Here is a 17,759-nt window from a genome sequence, read left to right on the forward strand (position 1 = left end):
ATGGTAAAATTAATCGGTAAGTACCATTTTACCTGTGTAGGACTGCTTTGTTACAGTGTTTTCAGCCCTGAGCACGTACATTCCTGCTGAAAGACCGCTGACATCAAAAACCTTTGAAGTAAAGATTTTTTGCATAACCAGGTTTCCGTAAACAGAATAAATGCTTATCAAAGTGTTTTGTTCCGGAAAACCGGCAGGTAAAATCACCGATATCTGCCTTCCCGACGATGGATTTGGTGCAACAACCAAAGAAACTTTTTCAGTAAAAGTTGGAGAATCAATACCATGTGTCTGCAATTCCTTTCCCACTACAGGTCGTATCATCAAGGCACCTGAATAAATACTCTGCAACCACTCGCTTCCCGTATTATAAAAAGTGTTGCTCCCGGCATTATTGTACAAATCGTAACCAATATTCAGGTTATCATCCGTTGTTTGCTGCCAACCAACATAAAATGTACGATGCTGATCGTCAAATATAAGCAAAGAATCATTAAAATAGTATGTTGCAAAATGGTTTTTAATATCCGGTGTTGAAACATATTTGCTGTACAACAATTCACCGGGCAGATTACGTTCATCAGCCCATACGCATAAATTGAAGTTTATGGGAGTAGATTCGTTGTACAAAGAATTAAAATAAATGCGGACAGCACGCAGGGTATCGGGGCGCGACAGTTGAAAGCGGTAAGCAAGCCGAGCACCGGCAGGGGTTAATCCATAACCGGCTTCAGGAGTACCATCGTCGTAAGCAAAATAATTGGTAAACTTTTGTAAAAAAGAAATTGTATCATTTTCCAGGTGTCTGAGGCTGGTATCATTGGTAAGGTAATGCTTTATTATGAACTGGATACTGTCCTCAGTTCCTATCGGAAAAAGGAAGTCAACCGGGGGACGGGCAAAAGGCTGATGGGTTACATAATTTTCCTCATAAAAGGGTTTTACCACATAACTTCCTCCATTGTAATCAGATACCGATAATCCATTTTCACGGGCTACGTTGTACTGATAAGTACAATTGTAATTTGTATTTCCCAGATTACTTATGTAGATGTTGAGCGAATCTTTCATCTCTTTGTCATAACTGGACCAGTAATGCTGATAAGGCATAGCTTCATATTTTTTTAGCATGGAAGGAGCCCTTCCCACAAATGTTATGTCCTTATATGTTGTATCTGCATGGTTTCTGCCATAATTAAGATAAACATAATCCACATTCCAGAAATCGCAATTGCTTTGCCAGCCCGGCAGAGTATTATCGGATATGCTGGCATAATTTACGAAACGAAAGCGGAAATCTTTATAAAAATAAGCATTGCTGTCGGTTATGGGAAGTATAACCTGATGAAAATAACTTCCATACTTAACTTTAAAGGCATCTACAGTCATACCTTCAGAACTCCATATCCGGTTCCATTTTTCAACTATGGTAGTATCAGTGGTGCCAAAGATGGTATCGAATTCTCTGGGTACCAAAAATTCGAGTATTAAAGAATCACCGGTTTCAGGAGCATTGCCCCTACCCTGGGGCTGGTAATAAAAACTCAGGAAAACCGAATCTTTAGGCGACAACGCCCTGGGATATGGCGAAAAAACCGAATCGAGTCGTATGGGCAACGAAGTAAGCTGATCAGCCCTGAATGGGAAAATACTGGCATTTTTATAAATATTTCCGTCATTATCAACGGCGTCTAAAGTAGCAGCGCCTATACTAACCGGGTATAAAGGATAATCATTGTTAATAAAAACAGCATCGTCAGCCCACTTGTCAACAGACGGAAAAATATCCTGACCGGAAAAATCTTCAAAGAAAGGAAGCAACAAAGTATCCTGGGTAAGCTTACCTTTTTCGTGGAGAAGTAATTTTTTGCTCTCACGGATAACAGGATTGCCTGATAAACCGGATATCTGCTCCTGGCAGTATATACTTCCTATGGAAAAAAAAATAAGAACCAAAAAAAGTGTTTTTTTCATTCGTAAATAATTTGTTTTTTATTGGTCGGGCAAAATCCGCATATGAGTTTTTCATCCATGTTTTTCATTGACGAATATGTCCGTTTCATTTATCTGAATACTATTTTAGAGAATCGCTTTTATATTTTTTTATATATAAATCAAAATCAAACTCTTCATCAGAACGATACCAAACATCAATTACATCACCCTGATTCACATAAGTAGAGTTGCTGTAAACAGGATTTTGTCTGTATATACGGGCATGCGTAGTGTCGCGTTCATCTTCAAATATTTCCGTACCCACATTCAAAGCATTTTTCCCAAGCAGGCGTTTTGCCTGGCTTTGTTTCAATCCTATTAAAAAAGGAATAGGAATTTTTCCATTGCCCAGCCCCGAACCCAATACAAGGTCAATTTCCGACCCTTTATTTAGCAAAGTACCGGCAATAACCTGCCTTCCCCTGTACAATTGTTCTAAAACTGCATTTTTAGCTATATCAGGCTTGTAGCTGAGTTCGCCCACATTAAGCCCATAAGTTTCCAGAGTAGCAGAAGCCTGCCGCAGCGACAAATCAGTAAGGTCAGGCATTTTCACCCGCTCGGGAAGTACGGCTATCACAGTAAGATATATCATCCGGTTACGTTTTACCTTTGAACCGGGTAAAGGTTCCTGCGAAAAAACCATTCCGGGTTCACGTTTTGGATCATATATTGAATCAATAATTTTAATCATGAAATCTTTACTGGGCAAATCCTTGATTTGCGTATATTTCATTCCTACATAATCGGGAACAACAAACTCCTCGCCATGGTGGGTATAATAATTGAATGACTGAAATACAATGAATATTAAAATAAATGTGATAATTACAGAAATAAGAAAATGCTTAAGATAAACTCTTTTTTTTACAAAACTAATGAAACCCATGACAGTGTATTTCAGGAATAGGTTGACAACAGGTAAAAGAATAACAGTAAATTACCCTTTTTATTGTTTTTATGCCGCAAAGATAATAAGTTTATGCATTATTGTGTAATGCGTAAAATGTATTTACTTTTGCCATATATTGTAAAAATGATGAAAAAGAATATTGCACTTGTTGCCGGAGGTGATTCCGGGGAATATGAAATTTCGATAAAGAGCGGAATAGCGGTGAAAAAAAACATCAACCCTGATCTTTACAATGTTTATCCTATTGTCATTAAAGGCGATACATGGCTATACAAAGGTAATGAAAACGAAATAAGCGTAGTAGATAAAAACGACTTCAGTATCAAGATAGCTGATCAAAAAATTAATTTTGATTGTGTTTTCATAGCTATTCACGGCAGTCCTGGCGAAGACGGGAAATTGCCCGGGTATTTCGACCTGCTCAATATACCCTATACTTCCTGCGATATGTTCACATCTTCGGCAGGTTTCAAAAAAAATTTCACCAACTGTATTGTCAGTTCCTTCAATATTCAGACTGCCAAATCTCTCACGGTGAAGGACGACAGCAATATCACACTCGAAAAAATTGTCAGCGAAATTCAGATGCCCTGTTTTGTAAAGCCGGTCCGTTCTGGTTCCAGTGTTGGAGTTTCAAAAGTAGCCAAAGTAGAACAGCTACCGGCTGCCATGCAAAAAGCTTTCGCAGAAGATAATGAAATACTTATAGAAGAAGCTATTATAGGCAGAGAAATTGCCTGCGGAGTTATAAAATCGCTGGGTAAAACATATGTTTTGCCTCTGTGTGAAATCGTTACGCACAACGAATTTTTCGATTATGAAGCCAAATATACTGAAGGAAAATCCGTTGAAATTGTTCCGGCACCTTTATCTGCCAAGGAGGAAACGCTGTGCAAAGTCACTTCTTCTTTTTTATACGAACAATTAAATTGCAAAGGTGTGGTAAGGTTCGATTACATACTTACCGGAAAAGGCTTATTCTTTCTTGAAATGAACACCGTTCCCGGATTTACAGAAGAAAGTATTATTCCGAAAATGGTTCGCGAAATGGGATGGAATGTCAGTAACCTTTATTCCATGTTGATTGAAGATGCCTTAGCTTGTAAAAAAGCCTAAGAGTTACCGGCACGCATTAAAAAATCAATCAGTTTATTTACAGCCATCCCCCTATGGCTGATACGGTTTTTTTCCTCCATTCCCATTTCGGCAAAAGTGATGTTGTAGCCTTTGGGCTGAAAAATGGGGTCGTAGCCGAAACCTTTTCCCCCAGCCCTTTCGTGGCGCAGGATTCCGCAAACTTTTCCTTCAAAAAAAAATTCTTTCCCATGAAAAATCAACGAAATTACAGTTCTGAAACAAGCCGTACGGTCGGTAAAATGTGCCAATTCATTCAATACTTTATCAATGTTATCATCAAAACTCTTGTTTTCTCCGGCATAACGCGCCGAATACACCCCTGGTTTCCCGTTCAAAGCGGCAATTTCCAAGCCGGTGTCGTCACCAAAGCAGTTTAGTTCATATTTTTCAAAAATATATTTTGATTTCAGGGAAGCATTTCCTTCAAGTGTGTCGGCAGTTTCCGGTATGTCTTCCTCACATCCTATATCTTTAAGGCTTAATACTTCAAAGCGCTTTCCGATAATATTACGCAGTTCTTCAATTTTATGTGCATTGTTGGTCGCAAAAACAAGAGGGGTTTTGTTCATGGTTATAAAGTATTTAGAAATGATGATAAGATTCATTTTTGAGAATGGTAAAAGCCCTGTACAATTGCTCAACAAATAGCAATCTCACCATCTGGTGCGAAAAGGTCATTTGAGAAAGAGAAAGTAGTTGGTCGGCTCTTTGCAGTATTTCGTTCGAAAAGCCATAAGGACCCCCTATAATAAAATATAGGTTGCGAACGCCGGAATTTATCTGTTTTTGCAGAAATTCTGAAAAAGCAACCGAAGTGAATTCCTTACCGTGTTCATCAAGTAAAACAACGTAACCCGCAGCAGGTATGCTCTTTATAAAAGCCTCACTTTCTTTTTGTTTCTGCTGTTCGATGGCAAGGTTTTTGCTATTTTTAAGCGAAGGTACAACGATGATTTCAAAAGGTATGTAATGTACCAGCCTTCCGGTATATTTCGTTATCCCTTTTGTAAGGTATTCATCTTCCGTTTTTCCGGAAAGTAAAAGTGTTATTTTCATACCTTCGGCTGTAAAATAATTATTTGCAAATTTAATTTGTACTTTTGTGTAAACAAAGTAATCAGTAAATGAAACATTTTTATCAATATAAACCGCTGGTAATATTATTTTTACCATTCCTGTTGATGGCATTTATCACGGCTGACAAACCTGCCGACGACATTACTTCTGCTATTCGAAACGGTGATGCCAAATCCTTGGCAAAGTATTTCCATACTAACCTTGATGTAACCATTAGCGATACCGAAGGCACTTACAGCAAAGCCCAGGCAGAAATGATAGTTAAGGATTTCTTTTCCAAAAACCCACCCAAGTCATACAAAATCAATCATCAAGGTAATTCTACCGATGGTTCGGGTTTTATTATCGGTACTTACACTACATCGCAAACCACTTTCAAAAATTATATTCTTCTAAAAAAATTTGCTGATAAAATTCATATCATACAACTGCGGTTTGAGAAAGAATAATTTTTTCTCCTAATTTTTTTCCTTTTCTCCTAATCATTATTTCAATTTCTTATATCCCATGACCATCGAACAAATTATAAACCAAGCTCTTATAGAAGATATTGGAGATGGCGACCACACTTCGCTGGCAACTATTCCGCACGATAAAAATGGGAAAGCCCGTTTGTTAGTTAAACAGGATGGGATACTTTGCGGAATGGGGATAGCCAAAAAAGTATTTCAGATGACTGACAGTACCCTGCAATTTTCTCAAAATTTATCAGACGGTATGCAAATCCATATGGGAGACATTGCCTTTACGATTGAAGGAAAAGCGATTTCTATACTTTCTGCCGAACGCTTGGTTTTGAATTTTATGCAAAGAATGAGCGGCATTGCCACTTTTACATATCAGGTAGTTAATCAATTACAAGGACTGAATACCAAAGTGTTAGACACAAGAAAAACTACTCCTAACCTGCGGGTTTTAGAGAAATATGCTGTAAAAACAGGCGGGGGCGAAAATCATCGCTTCGGACTGTATGACATGATAATGATTAAAGATAACCACGTTGACTTTGCCGGAGGAATAGAAAATGCCATAGCAGCCACCCGTGAATACCTGCTGAAAAAAGGCAAAAATCTGAAAATTGAAATCGAAGCCCGAAATATTGTTGAAGTACAAAAAATTATGCATACAGGGGGAGTACACCGTATTATGTTCGACAACTTTACTCCCGAAGCAATGAAAGAAGCTGTTCTGCTTATCAATGGAAAATATGAAACAGAAGCTTCAGGAGGAATTACGCTGGAAAATATCCGGCAATATGCAGAAACAGGAGTGGATTACATTTCGGTAGGTGCTTTAACCCATCAGATTAAAAGCCTTGATATGAGTCTGAAAGCCGTTAAATAATACAAGTCGGTATTTAATCCGTTGCCATAAAACAACTGAGTAATTAGCAAGTTGCCAAAATAAATTATAAGCAGAACACCCGCCAGCAAGGTAAAATTAACTAATCTTTATTCCAACAACCATCGGAACAGATAAAGCCGATACTAAGCTCAATCAAAGCATCGTTAATATATCCGTATTCAAATTATCCCTGAAAATCGTTTATTTTCAATGCAATGTTTCAGCTCTTGATTTATATTAATAGTCTACTCTTTCTAATTTGCTCATTACATACAAAATCCGGCTTTGTTTTCGCTGAACATATGCCGAAGGATGTGCCGGGTTCCATCTGCGGGGATTAGGTAAAACAGCAGCGATGAGCGCCGCCTCACGTTTTGTGAGGTTTTTTGCAGATTTCCCAAAATATGTCTGTGAAGCCATTTCTGCCCCATAAATTCCATTACCCATTTCAATTACATTCAGATACACCTCCATGATGCGTTTTTTACTCCACGTGGTTTCGATAAGAAGGGTAAAATACACTTCCAGCCCTTTGCGTAGCCAGGTGCGGTCGGGCCAGAGAAATACATTTTTAGCGGTTTGTTGCGTAATAGTACTTGCTCCCCTTAACCGTTTGCTGTGCTTATTCATTTTTGCAGCTTTTTGTATTGCCTCAAAATCAAATCCATAATGTTCATTAAAATGATTATCTTCCGAAGCTATCACTGCCATTACCAAGTTGTTGGAAATTGCATCCAGGGATACCCAGTCTTTTTTTAATTTCAATGCATCATTATCGAAAGCCTGCCCAACAACACGGATGCACATTAGGGGCGTAACCGGTGGAGGAACAAAGCGATAAAGCAATGCTGTACCAATGGTAGAAACAAAAAAGAAAATACAAAAACGTTTGATGAACCTTAGGACTTTTTTTTTGAAATTTTTTGTTTTCAATGTATTGTAAGGTAGATGAATTAAATATCCGATATCTATTGAAAATAGGTAATCTCCGGCAGGCAAATATAATTATATTTTGTAAGTTTGCGAACAATTTTTTTAGCTCCTAATAAAAATACTAACAAATCTATATTAAATAAATATCTATATAACTGTAATTTATGAGTAAATACATCGGAATCCGCCACGAAGACAAGTATACGCTTGAGCGAAGAACTCCTTTAACACCCAAACACGTTGAACGCCTTATCAAAACAAAAAAACTGGATTTTATCGTTCAACATTCAGACAAACGTATTTTTAATGATGAAGAATACGTAAAGGCAGGAGCCACAATTTGCAATAACCTCAATCAATGTTCAATCATCCTGGGAGTTAAAGAAATTCCGAAAGAATTTTTTGAAACAGAAAAAACTTATGTGTTTTTTTCACACGTGATTAAAGGGCAGTCTTATAACATGCCAATGCTTAAGCGAATGATGGAGATGAAATGCAACCTGGTGGACTACGAAAAAATAGTGGACGATCAAAACAAACGACTTATTTTTTTCGGGAAATATGCAGGGCTCGCCGGTATGATTGATAGCCTGTGGGCACTGGGCTTGCGTTTACAATATATGGGTTACGACACTCCTTTCCTGAAAATACGGCAGGCTAGGCACTATGCTTCACTGGATGCAGCAAGAACAGACATTTCTGCCGTCGGACAGGAAATTGCCGAAAAGGGAATGCACCCTGCTTTGCAACCGTTTACAGTGGCTTTTACCGGATACGGCAATGTTTCCAACGGAGCCCAGGAAATCCTAGGGCTACTGCCAGTAAAAGAAATTTCCCCCGAAAAACTCCTAAGCCTGAAAGACAGAAGTCATTTACCCAATAACCTGATATACAAGGTGGTGTATAAAGAAGATCAACTTGTTTCGCCTATTGACCCTGACACTGTTTTTGATTTACAGGATTATTATACACATCCCGAAAAATACAAAAGCAGCTTTGCACCCTATATCCCCCACATTTCCATATTAATGAACTGCATGTACTGGGATGCCCGTTATCCGAGAATCCTTACGAAAGACCATCTTGAAAAAATGTACAGCAATGGTTCTGCTCCGAAATTGAAAGTGGTAGGCGACATTTCGTGCGACGTGGGAGGGGCTGTAGAAAGTACCATAAAAGCCACCCTTATTGAAGATCCTATTTATGTGTATAATCCGTTTTCCCGCAGTATTACTATGGGTCATGAGGGTGAAGGATTGTTAACCATGGCTGTTGACATTCTTCCCAGCGAACTGCCACGCGATGCCTCCAACGGATTCAGCGATGTACTGGTGAATTTTATAAAACCCATTGCGGATGCAGATTTCGATGTGCCTTTTGAAGACCTCGACCTCCCTCGCGCTATTAAAAAAGGGCTAATTTTGCTTAAAGGCAGGCTGACACCCGAATTTAAATACATCGAACAATACTTATAAAAAACAGATAGCAATAAATAGTTTTTATACTGTTTATTCCCTATTCCATACAACATAAATGTCAAAATATTATAAGAATAAATCATAAATTCACAACCTAATTATCTTATTAAAATATTCCTAAATATGAAAAAAGTATTGATACTCGGAGCCGGTTTAGTGGTAAAACCTATCGTTCACTACCTGCTCAACAAGGGATTCCAGGTAACAGTAGCCACCCGGACACGATCGAAAGCCGAAGAAATGATTGCCGGACATCCCAATGGAACCGCTTTAGCCTGGACTGTCGAAGATCAGGATACACTTGATAACCTGGTAGCAAAGCACGACCTTACTGTAAGCCTCCTTCCTTACCTTCACCATGTTATGGTTGCCAAGCATTGCTTAAAACATAAAAAAAACATGGTTACCACTTCCTATGTAAAGCCCGAAATGCAAGCATTGGATGCCGAAGCAAAAGCGGTAGGTATTATCATCCTGAATGAAATGGGACTCGACCCCGGCATTGACCATATGTCGGCTATGCGTATTATAGACCATGTACATACCAAAGGTGGAAAAATTGAAGAGTTTTATTCGCTGTGCGGTGCATTGCCAGGGCCCGAAGCTGCCGATAACCCATTCAAATACAAATTTTCATGGAGTCCTAAAGGCGTGGTAATGGCAGGCAACAACGATGCAAAGTTCCTCAAGGCAGGAAAAGTAATCGAAATTCCTACCGAAAACCTTTTTAAAAATCCTTTAAAAGTGGACTTCCCGGGTGTTGGTTTGCTTGAAGTGTATCCCAACCGCGATTCTATTTCATATATGGATATTTATGGCATACCCGAAACAAAAACCATCATGCGTGGTACTTTCCGTTTCAAGGGTTGGTGCGAAACCATTGATGCCATGAAAAAAATGAAACTTATTTCCTATGATAAAATGGATTTTACCGGTAAAAGCTATGCCGATTTTGTGGCAATGATGATAGGAACCAACGATTCTTCAAATATCCGGCAATAGTTGCCCATTTTCTGCAATTAGACAATAATGCCCATGCTTTACAAGCAATGGAATGGCTTGGACTTTTCTCAGGCGAACCCATGAGTCGCAACGAAGATTCTCCCTTCGAAATTACCTCCGACCTGATGATTGCAAAAATGGAATTAGGTAATAAAGAACGCGATATGGTAGTAATGCAACATACTTTTCTTGCAAGCTACCCTAATGGAACCAAAGAAGTAATCCGTTCGCGTATGCTCGATTTCGGAACACCTGCAACTGATACTTCCATTGCCCGTACCGTGGCTTTGCCGGCAGCTATCGGCGTAGAAATGATTCTGGAAGGAAAAATTGTAGAAAAAGGCGTGTATCGTCCTGTGCTTCCAGGTATTTATAACCCTGTGCTCAACCAACTCGAAACCATGAACATCAAAATGGTGGAAGAATACGGCTTGCCCGAAAGCGAAAATATTCATTAAAAACAGTCCCTGGCTTGGATTACCCGGAGAATTTTTTTACGAAGTAAAAAACCCGGGCAGTCTAAGTCATATAACCTGAGTCCGGGATAAAATATGTTTTCCATCTGCCCGATGATAACCCGTCAGGGTTTTAATATTCATAGAAAGAATTTTTTATGAATCCTCCGTCAGGAGATTAATAATTAATCGCCTGCGGTGAAATGCAACATGCTGAAATATTGCAGGAATGGTTTGCAATTTTACGCCAAACCCAGGTTATGAGTACAGAAATGTTTATCTGAAATCTGAAATTGGCTAATCTAAATTCAGACACCCCTACTGGAAAGATAAATTCGGCGATTCCAGACTTAGATTCCCCCATTGGAGAGATATATTCCATGATTCCAGACCTGGATTACCCAATCTGAAATCTGCAATCGTCAAATCTAACATCAGATTACCCCATTGGAAAGATAAATTCGGCGATTCCAGACTTAGATTCCCCAATCTGAAATCTAAAATCATCAAATCTGAAATCAGATTACCCCCCTGGAAAGATAAATTCCATGATTTCAGACTTGTTTGTATTATAGCAAAATCGGATGCAATAGTGGAAGTTGTACTATTACATCATCACCCTGGTGAAGCATGGTTTGGGGTACTTTTATGGGCTTTTAACTCCCCTTCCCCCCAAAAAAGCATAAAAAATCCTCAGAGGGTTGATAATTCCTGTTTCTGTTTCCTTGTAAGCGAATCTACAATCAGGGCATAGGAATCATCCACCCATTGCAGTAGGAGGGTATCGCTGACCGTTTCATCACATATAATTGTATTCCAGTGCATTTTATTCATATGATATCCAGGCAATACACATGAGTAGCGTTCGCGCAATTCAAAAGCCTTGTCGGGGTCGCATTTTATGTTTATGGTATAAGGTACAGAATCGAGCGAAATAAGAATAAATATCTTTCCCATTACCCTTACAACTAAAGTTACATCATCAAACGGAAATCCCTCTGTTACCCCTTTTTTCAAGAGGCAATATTCACGTAAATATTCAATATTCATGATTTTAAACTAATTAAAGTTTTTTCATTTGTTAATTTATCAAAAAAAAAAACGGCATACAGTATATATTCCTTACTTTTGCAACCTTTGGGTAATTAATTTCAAAATTAACTTTTCTTTATCGAAAAACATCAACAAATTATAAATTATGTCATTATTGCAAAAAACATCCGAGCTCAAGCGGCGAATGCGCGAAGCGCGCGCCGGTGGAGGTGAAAAAGCCATCGAAAAGCAGAAAGCAGGTGGAAAAATGACCGCACGTGAACGTATTATTGCGTTGCTTGACCCTAAATCGTTTCATGAATATGACCTTTTTGCCGAACATGCCGGAAAAGATTTTAATATGGGTGAGAAATACCTTCCCGGCGATGGAGTAATTACCGGAACTGGAAACATCAATGGATTTCCCGTTTGTATTTATGCGCAGGACTTTACTGTTGCAGGTGGTTCGTTGGGATGGATGCATGCCAAAAAAATAACCAAAATCATGGACCATGCCATGAAATTGAAAGTACCCATCATAGGAATCAACGATTCAGGAGGTGCACGTATTCAGGAAGGAGTAAATTCACTGGCAGGTTATGGCGAAATTTTTTACCGTAACACCCAGGCTTCAGGAGTTATTCCTCAAATTTCGGTAATACTGGGCCCTTGTGCCGGAGGTGCAGTGTATTCCCCTGCGCTCACCGACTTTGTGTTTGTGGTGGATAATATTTCCAAAATGTTCATTACCGGACCCGAAGTAATAAAAACAGTTTTAGGTGAGGAAATTACAATGGAAGAATTAGGGGGTGCCCGTGTACAGGCAGAAATTACGGGAAACGCCCATTTCTTTTCCGAAAGCGAACAGGAATGCTTTAACCAAATAAAACAGCTTTTCAGCTATATCCCCTGGAACAATACCAAAAAAGCAGATCCTTTTCCCAAAAAACCACCTAAAACACGACTATACCACATTGAAAAAATTTTTCCCACCAACCCCAAACAACCTTACGACGTACGCAATATTATCCGTTCCGTTTCTGACGACTCCGAATTCTTCGAAGTGCAAGCCGGATGGGCAGGAAATATTGTAATCGGGTTTGGGAGAGTTGCCGGTCAAACTATTGGCTTTGTTGCTAACCAACCCCTTGTGCTGGCAGGCGTGCTTGATGTGGATTCTTCGAATAAAGCTGCACGTTTCATCCGGTTCTGCGATGCATTCAATATCCCCTTAGTTACATTTGTGGATTTACCCGGTTACCTCCCCGGGGTTGATCAGGAACATGCCGGCGTTATTCGCCATGGAGCCAAGGTATTATATGCTTACTCCGAAGCTTCTGTACCTAAAATCACAATTATTGTCCGTAAAGCTTATGGCGGAGGATACATAGCCATGTGTTCGCACCACCTTAAAGCAGATTTTGTATTCGCCTGGCCCACTGCCGAAATAGCAGTTATGGGACCCGAAGGGGCTGCCAATATTATTTTCAGAAGTGAAATAAAAAGTGCTGAAAACCCCGAAGAAATGCGTAAGCAAAAAATTAAGGAATACAAAGAAAAATTTGCCAATCCTTATGTAGCAGCAGCATATGGATACGTGGACGCAGTAATAGAACCGAATGAAACCCGCAATATGCTCATCCATGCCATCGAAATTTCTTCTGATAAAGATGAAGCCCGCCCCAACAAAAAACACGGCATTCCTCCTTTTTAATGCTTGCAAACTATTGCATATTAAGCATTTTATTTATTTAATTTGATCTTTATGGAAGACAAAGCAAAGAAAGAAGACAAAGATGCCATTCAGGATGAAATCAAAACCTTTTTGCTCCTCGAGGAAGGCAAATTCAAAACCAGGTTCTCAAAAAAGTACATGTTGCGAAAACCCTACACGCCTCCCAATCCCAAACATATTATTTCATTTATTCCCGGTACTATTCGCAAAGTGATGGTAAAAAATGGCAGCAAGGTAAAAAAAGGTGATGATTTATTACAACTGGAAGCCATGAAAATGGTAAACCAACTACTGGCACCTATGGATGGGGTAATAAAGAAAGTGCATGTAAAACAAGGAGACCTGGTAACTAAAAACCAGCTTCTCGTTGAACTGGCTTAAAGAGAGCGTTAGTTTCTTCAATATAATCCAAAATCGGGATTTTCCCTTCCCCTGTTTTAGAGGATGTAACTACCATCATAGGAAGCTGTTCCCATTGTTTTAAAAGAAATTCTCTATAGGCACGGGCATTAGTATCAAGCTGACTACGTGTGAGCTTATCCGTTTTTGTAAAAAGAATTACAAAAGGAAGCTTATGGGTTCCCATCCATTCAATAAATTGTATATCAATGGGTTGTGGTTCTATTCGAGCGTCAATCAACACAAAGGTTGTAAGCAGGTTTTGCCGCTGCAGCAGGTATTGATTACTCATTTTTCCCCATTTTTCACGGAAAGTTTTCGAAACATGTGCATAGCCATAACCGGGCAAATCCACCAGGTACCAATTTGCATTAATAAGAAAATGATTGATAAGTTGGGTCTTACCGGGCTGTGACGAAGTTTTTGCAAGCCCCTGTTTTCCAGTAATGGTATTTATTAACGACGATTTTCCTACGTTCGACCGGCCAATGAACGCATATTCGGGAAGTTGAGGAACAGGGCACTTGTTTACAGTTGTATTGCTGCAAATAAATTCTGCCAATCGTATAAGCATCTGGATTATATTTATTTATAAGTCATCAAATGACGTTCCTTTTTGGCAGGATAAATGTCGTCTATCGTTATCAGAATTCCTGTTTCTTCCACGGCACCAAATCCTTCATTAATTGCAGTACCAAACATCCTCATTGTTGACGACAGATTCATGTAAGCATTTACTAAGGGAGGAATATTTTCATTGCAATTTCTTACGGCTTTATTAAGAATTTTATAATCAGCGTTATAATTCTTCCCAATAAAAATGGATTCAAGTTCGGCAAGAGAAGTTTGCCGTAATACCGGAACAATCGGACTAATCAGGAGTTGGGTGTCAAAAAAATACTTTTCAATAAAAAATAAAATCATGTCCCGGGCTTTGATGTTGAAATGGGGATACATGGTTATTTTTCCAAAAAAGTATTTTATTCCGGGATAGTCAATAATTAAAGCGCCCAAGCCATCCCAAAGATTATCGAGCGAATACATGCCTCTGCGCATATTTGTAAGCGGCTGGTAAAGAGGTTGCACAAATGATCGTCCCAATTCTATGGTAACAGGAAGGTAATTTTTCAGAAACTCCTTCGAAAAATCAAACAATTCGCTTGTTGCGAGATGGGGTTTTCCGTCGGGTTGAAAAATAATATCCTTGCAGTTAATGAATCGGTATCCTCCTACTATTTCCTTATCCCGGGGATTCCATACAATCAATTGCTGGTAGGCATCAGTGCAGGTATCAAACTCATCAATATCCACAGCCTTACCTGTTCCGCCCCCTGCTCCCCGAAAGGAAATCTCACGCAATCGTCCTATTTCGAGCATAACATTAGGCGAATTATGTGCAGAAATAATATATATCAGATTATTACCTTTATTTGTTTTGCGCTGAAGTTTGTTAGAAATAAGTTCTTTTTCAAGTAGTTTTTTTTCAATCGGACTGATAATATCTTCCATACTCAATAAATTATTAATTGTTAACACGGGATATAAAACTGCTATAATCGCCGTTTTCTATGGCATATACATGTTTTTTTACCAGGTTAGCCCATTCTGAATCATTATATTTTTTGTCGAAAATTGTATATGGGATAGAAGTGCCAAATCGTATCCGGATGACTTTGTTTTTTTGTTTTATCATTTCATCCACCAAGTAAAGCATTTCTATATTCACTTTTATTCCCAAAAATTTTCTCAGATTAGCCAGATTATAAAAAAAACCGGAATTACTTCCTGAAATATGTACAGGAATTATATCGCGCTGGTATTTGCGGGCTTTACTGATAAATGTTTTTTTCCACTCTAAATCAACGACCTTACCTTTTATTTTACGTGAGCACAAGCCAGCCGGAAAATACAATAAAGTTTTATTCGAGGCAAAAGTTTCGTCAAACACCGCAAGATTTGCTGCATTTCTTCCATGTTTATTGATGGGGATAAACACATCCTTTAAGTTAGGAAGGTTGAGCAATAAGTCATTTACCGGAAAAACAATGTCTTTGCGCACTTTACCGGTTACATACATTAATGCCATACCATCCAAGCCACCCAACGGATGATTGGCTGCCAAAATATACCGTCCTTCGGTTGAAATATTTTCAAGACCTTCGTACTGAATAATAACCCCAAATTCATTTAATATAGCTTCTATAAATTCAAGTCCAAATTTTGACTGGTGCTCTTCAAGGTAGCCGTTTAACTCCGTTTCGTGGATTATTCTTTTAAGGTAACTCAAAATAAAACGAGGAAGCATTTTTGCTAACCGCTCGCTCTTACTCTTAATAACGCTTTCAAGATTAATGAATTCCTTTTGGGGTAAATTAATAGTATCCTCCTTCAAGTACATCGTATTCCTGTTTTTTTCGGAAAACAAATGTAAAAAAAAATAAGTCAATGGATTCTTAATTTTTTGTAAAATTTAAAATATTTGTTTTTCAAAACATTCTGTATCTATCGTTTTTTCTGATTTTCTATTCTATAAATTATCAAATACTTACAATAACATTTCTTCATAGAACTGTATTTAAAAAATCAGCTTTCTACTTTACGGTTACATTCACGATGAGTTTTTCTACAAACAGTTATACCCATACTCTACAATACAATCTCCCACTTTTTCTTTATTATAATACACTGTTTATCTTGTTTTTAAAAAAACTCTCAAAAAAATTATCAAAAAGTTATTAACAACACAAATTTGTATATATCTATTTTACAATAATATATATAGCAAAGATTGATTTATTCCTCATTTTGTTAATATTTAGTAGGGGGAAATTATGGGAGATTGTGGGAGATTTTTTTATAAATTTACATCACAAAAATTCCAAGTCATCCGGAACCACTTAAAATGATAAATATCAACGGTGTATATGAATGTAGAATAGATGCAAAAGGAAGGTTTCCTTTTCCTGCTGCATTAAAGAAACAGCTTGCAAGCCAATTAGCTGACGGATTTTTTATGAAAAGAGGAATTTTTCAGCCCTACATCGAACTCTATACCATGGAAGTTTGGCAACTTGAAAAAAGTAAATTGATTAAAATAAATGAATACCAGAGTAAAAATGTAGAATTTGTTCGTAAGCTTCTCGCATATTCAAGAGAAGTTGAACTGGATCCCGCTGGCAGGTTGATGATTTCAAAAGATTTAGCCAGTTATGCAGGAATTACCAAAGATATAGTTGTCGCCACAGCAATCAACAAAATGGAAATTTGGGATAAAAAAGCCTACGAAAAGTCCATTGAATTCACTCCGCAGGAATTTGCAGCCGATGTGGAACGTATAATGACCGATGAAGTATATAAAGATATAAGGGGAGAATAAAAATGTACCACATTCCTGTCTTACTGAAAGAAAGCATTGATTTGCTCGAAATACAACAGGGAGGAGTGTATGTAGACGTTACTTATGGCGGAGGCGGCCATACCCAAGAAATGTTTGCAAGGGCAGCAGGAAATGTGCGGGTTATTGCTTTTGATCAGGACGCCGATGCAATAAAAAACAAAATTGACAACAACAATTTATTACTTTTAAATCAGAATTTCAGATACTTAAAAAACTTTTTGCGTTTATATAATACATTACCGGTTGATGGGATATTAGCTGACTTGGGAGTTTCATCTCATCAGTTTGACGCTCCCGATAGAGGGTTTTCCATACGCTTAGGTGGTGAACTTGATTTGCGGATGGACAGAAAAAAAACCTCAACTGCAGCAACAATTATCAATACCTATACTGAAAAAGGCTTAGCAACATTGTTTCATACATTCGGGGAAATAAAAAACGCCGGGAGGCTGGCAAAACAAATTATCGAAGCCAGAAGGGTAAAGTCCATTCAAACGATTGAGGAATTTATTGCAGTTATTGAAACCTGCATTAATAAAAAAAATGAAAATAAATACTTAGCTCAGGTATTTCAGGCTTTACGCATCGAGGTGAATCACGAACTGGAAGCACTGAAAGAACTGCTTATCCAATCGGCTGAAGTCTTAAAACCTGGGGGCAGGCTGGTCATAATATCCTATCAATCATTGGAAGACAGGTTGGTGAAAAATTATTTGCGTTCCGGGAATTTTGAAGGAACCATTGAAAAAGATTTTTTTGGCAATGTACAAACTCCCTGGAAAGTAATTACCCGCAAACCCATAACTCCGAACGAAGAAGAAACAGTAAAAAATAACCGCGCCCGTAGCGCAAAACTGAGAGC

19 protein-coding genes are annotated in these 17,759 nt (G+C 38.3%); 10 read left to right on the forward strand and 9 right to left on the reverse strand.

What is annotated here, in order from left to right; genetic code table 11:
- Nucleotides 1–9 precede the first annotated feature (9 nt).
- Both M0R21_02595 and M0R21_02600 read right to left on the reverse strand, forming a co-directional pair.
- Nucleotides 10–1,974, reverse strand: a complete 1,965-nt coding sequence (locus tag M0R21_02595) for a T9SS type A sorting domain-containing protein (GenBank protein ID MCK9616701.1) — start codon at nucleotides 1,972–1,974, stop codon at nucleotides 10–12.
- A 100-nt stretch (nucleotides 1,975–2,074) separates the two neighbouring features.
- Nucleotides 2,075–2,884 (reverse strand): PASTA domain-containing protein, encoded by an 810-nt coding sequence (locus M0R21_02600; protein ID MCK9616702.1) that lies wholly within the window; start codon nucleotides 2,882–2,884, stop codon nucleotides 2,075–2,077.
- Between the two features lie 150 nt (nucleotides 2,885–3,034).
- Here M0R21_02600 and M0R21_02605 point away from each other — a divergent pair, with 150 nt between their 5' ends.
- On the forward strand, nucleotides 3,035–4,024 hold the full coding sequence (locus M0R21_02605) for a D-alanine--D-alanine ligase (protein MCK9616703.1): 990 nt from the start codon (nucleotides 3,035–3,037) through the stop codon (nucleotides 4,022–4,024).
- On the opposite strand, the gene M0R21_02610 is transcribed toward M0R21_02605, so the two are convergent.
- Together M0R21_02610 and rlmH are read right to left on the reverse strand one after the other, a co-directional pair.
- A complete protein-coding gene (locus M0R21_02610) occupies nucleotides 4,021–4,614 on the reverse strand; it encodes a non-canonical purine NTP diphosphatase (GenBank protein MCK9616704.1) in 594 nt (197 codons plus the stop codon). The genes M0R21_02605 and M0R21_02610 overlap by 4 nt on opposite strands.
- Nucleotides 4,615–4,627: 13 nt before the next feature.
- The gene (gene rlmH, locus M0R21_02615) at nucleotides 4,628–5,101 is read right to left on the reverse strand and encodes a 23S rRNA (pseudouridine(1915)-N(3))-methyltransferase RlmH (protein MCK9616705.1); all 474 of its coding nucleotides are present in this window, start codon (nucleotides 5,099–5,101) and stop codon (nucleotides 4,628–4,630) included.
- A gap of 68 nt (nucleotides 5,102–5,169) precedes the next feature.
- Here rlmH and M0R21_02620 point away from each other — a divergent pair, with 68 nt between their 5' ends.
- On the forward strand, nucleotides 5,170–5,571 hold the full coding sequence (locus tag M0R21_02620) for a DUF4783 domain-containing protein (GenBank protein ID MCK9616706.1): 402 nt from the start codon (nucleotides 5,170–5,172) through the stop codon (nucleotides 5,569–5,571).
- 58 nt (nucleotides 5,572–5,629) lie between these two features.
- Nucleotides 5,630–6,466 carry a carboxylating nicotinate-nucleotide diphosphorylase gene (nadC, locus tag M0R21_02625; GenBank protein ID MCK9616707.1) on the forward strand — a complete coding sequence of 279 codons (837 nt, stop codon included), beginning with the start codon at nucleotides 5,630–5,632 and terminating at the stop codon, nucleotides 6,464–6,466.
- Between the two features lie 237 nt (nucleotides 6,467–6,703).
- On the opposite strand, the gene mtgA is transcribed toward nadC, so the two are convergent.
- Nucleotides 6,704–7,399 carry a monofunctional biosynthetic peptidoglycan transglycosylase gene (mtgA, locus tag M0R21_02630; GenBank protein MCK9616708.1) on the reverse strand — a complete coding sequence of 232 codons (696 nt, stop codon included), beginning with the start codon at nucleotides 7,397–7,399 and terminating at the stop codon, nucleotides 6,704–6,706.
- 164 nt (nucleotides 7,400–7,563) lie between these two features.
- Here mtgA and M0R21_02635 point away from each other — a divergent pair, with 164 nt between their 5' ends.
- The 3 genes from M0R21_02635 (at nucleotide 7,564) to M0R21_02645 (ending at nucleotide 10,337) form a co-directional block, all read left to right on the forward strand.
- A complete protein-coding gene (locus tag M0R21_02635) occupies nucleotides 7,564–8,874 on the forward strand; it encodes a bifunctional lysine ketoglutarate reductase /saccharopine dehydrogenase family protein (protein ID MCK9616709.1) in 1,311 nt (436 codons plus the stop codon).
- A gap of 126 nt (nucleotides 8,875–9,000) precedes the next feature.
- A complete protein-coding gene (locus M0R21_02640) occupies nucleotides 9,001–9,879 on the forward strand; it encodes a saccharopine dehydrogenase NADP-binding domain-containing protein (GenBank protein MCK9616710.1) in 879 nt (292 codons plus the stop codon).
- Between the two features lie 47 nt (nucleotides 9,880–9,926).
- Nucleotides 9,927–10,337, forward strand: coding sequence for a hypothetical protein (locus M0R21_02645; protein ID MCK9616711.1), 411 nt, complete (start codon nucleotides 9,927–9,929; stop codon nucleotides 10,335–10,337).
- A 690-nt stretch (nucleotides 10,338–11,027) separates the two neighbouring features.
- Here M0R21_02645 and M0R21_02650 read toward each other — a convergent pair.
- Entirely contained in the window at nucleotides 11,028–11,384 is a 357-nt protein-coding gene (locus M0R21_02650; GenBank protein MCK9616712.1) for an MmcQ/YjbR family DNA-binding protein, read from the reverse strand.
- A gap of 148 nt (nucleotides 11,385–11,532) precedes the next feature.
- Here M0R21_02650 and M0R21_02655 point away from each other — a divergent pair, with 148 nt between their 5' ends.
- Nucleotides 11,533–13,080: an acyl-CoA carboxylase subunit beta gene (locus M0R21_02655; GenBank protein ID MCK9616713.1), complete on the forward strand. Its 1,548-nt coding sequence runs from the start codon at nucleotides 11,533–11,535 to the stop codon at nucleotides 13,078–13,080.
- 51 nt (nucleotides 13,081–13,131) lie between these two features.
- Nucleotides 13,132–13,482, forward strand: a complete 351-nt coding sequence (locus M0R21_02660; GenBank protein MCK9616714.1) for an acetyl-CoA carboxylase biotin carboxyl carrier protein subunit — start codon at nucleotides 13,132–13,134, stop codon at nucleotides 13,480–13,482.
- On the opposite strand, the gene yihA is transcribed toward M0R21_02660, so the two are convergent.
- The 3 genes from yihA to M0R21_02675 are packed head-to-tail and all read right to left on the reverse strand — an operon-like array spanning nucleotide 13,451 to nucleotide 15,898.
- Entirely contained in the window at nucleotides 13,451–14,074 is a 624-nt protein-coding gene (gene yihA / locus M0R21_02665; protein ID MCK9616715.1) for a ribosome biogenesis GTP-binding protein YihA/YsxC, read from the reverse strand. The two genes, M0R21_02660 and yihA, sit on opposite strands and share 32 nt — an antisense overlap.
- Before the next feature lie 11 nt (nucleotides 14,075–14,085).
- Entirely contained in the window at nucleotides 14,086–15,009 is a 924-nt protein-coding gene (locus M0R21_02670) for a GNAT family N-acetyltransferase (GenBank protein MCK9616716.1), read from the reverse strand.
- Between the two features lie 13 nt (nucleotides 15,010–15,022).
- Entirely contained in the window at nucleotides 15,023–15,898 is an 876-nt protein-coding gene (locus tag M0R21_02675; GenBank protein MCK9616717.1) for a 1-acyl-sn-glycerol-3-phosphate acyltransferase, read from the reverse strand.
- A 504-nt stretch (nucleotides 15,899–16,402) separates the two neighbouring features.
- Here M0R21_02675 and M0R21_02680 point away from each other — a divergent pair.
- The gene (locus M0R21_02680; protein MCK9616718.1) at nucleotides 16,403–16,876 is read left to right on the forward strand and encodes a hypothetical protein; all 474 of its coding nucleotides are present in this window, start codon (nucleotides 16,403–16,405) and stop codon (nucleotides 16,874–16,876) included.
- 2 nt (nucleotides 16,877–16,878) lie between these two features.
- Nucleotides 16,879–17,759 (forward strand): 16S rRNA (cytosine(1402)-N(4))-methyltransferase RsmH (rsmH, locus tag M0R21_02685; GenBank protein MCK9616719.1); only part of this gene is annotated, 881 nt, incomplete at its 3' end.

This window comes from Lentimicrobiaceae bacterium (assembly GCA_023227965.1).
GTDB lineage: Bacteria > Bacteroidota > Bacteroidia > Bacteroidales > JALOCA01 > JALOCA01.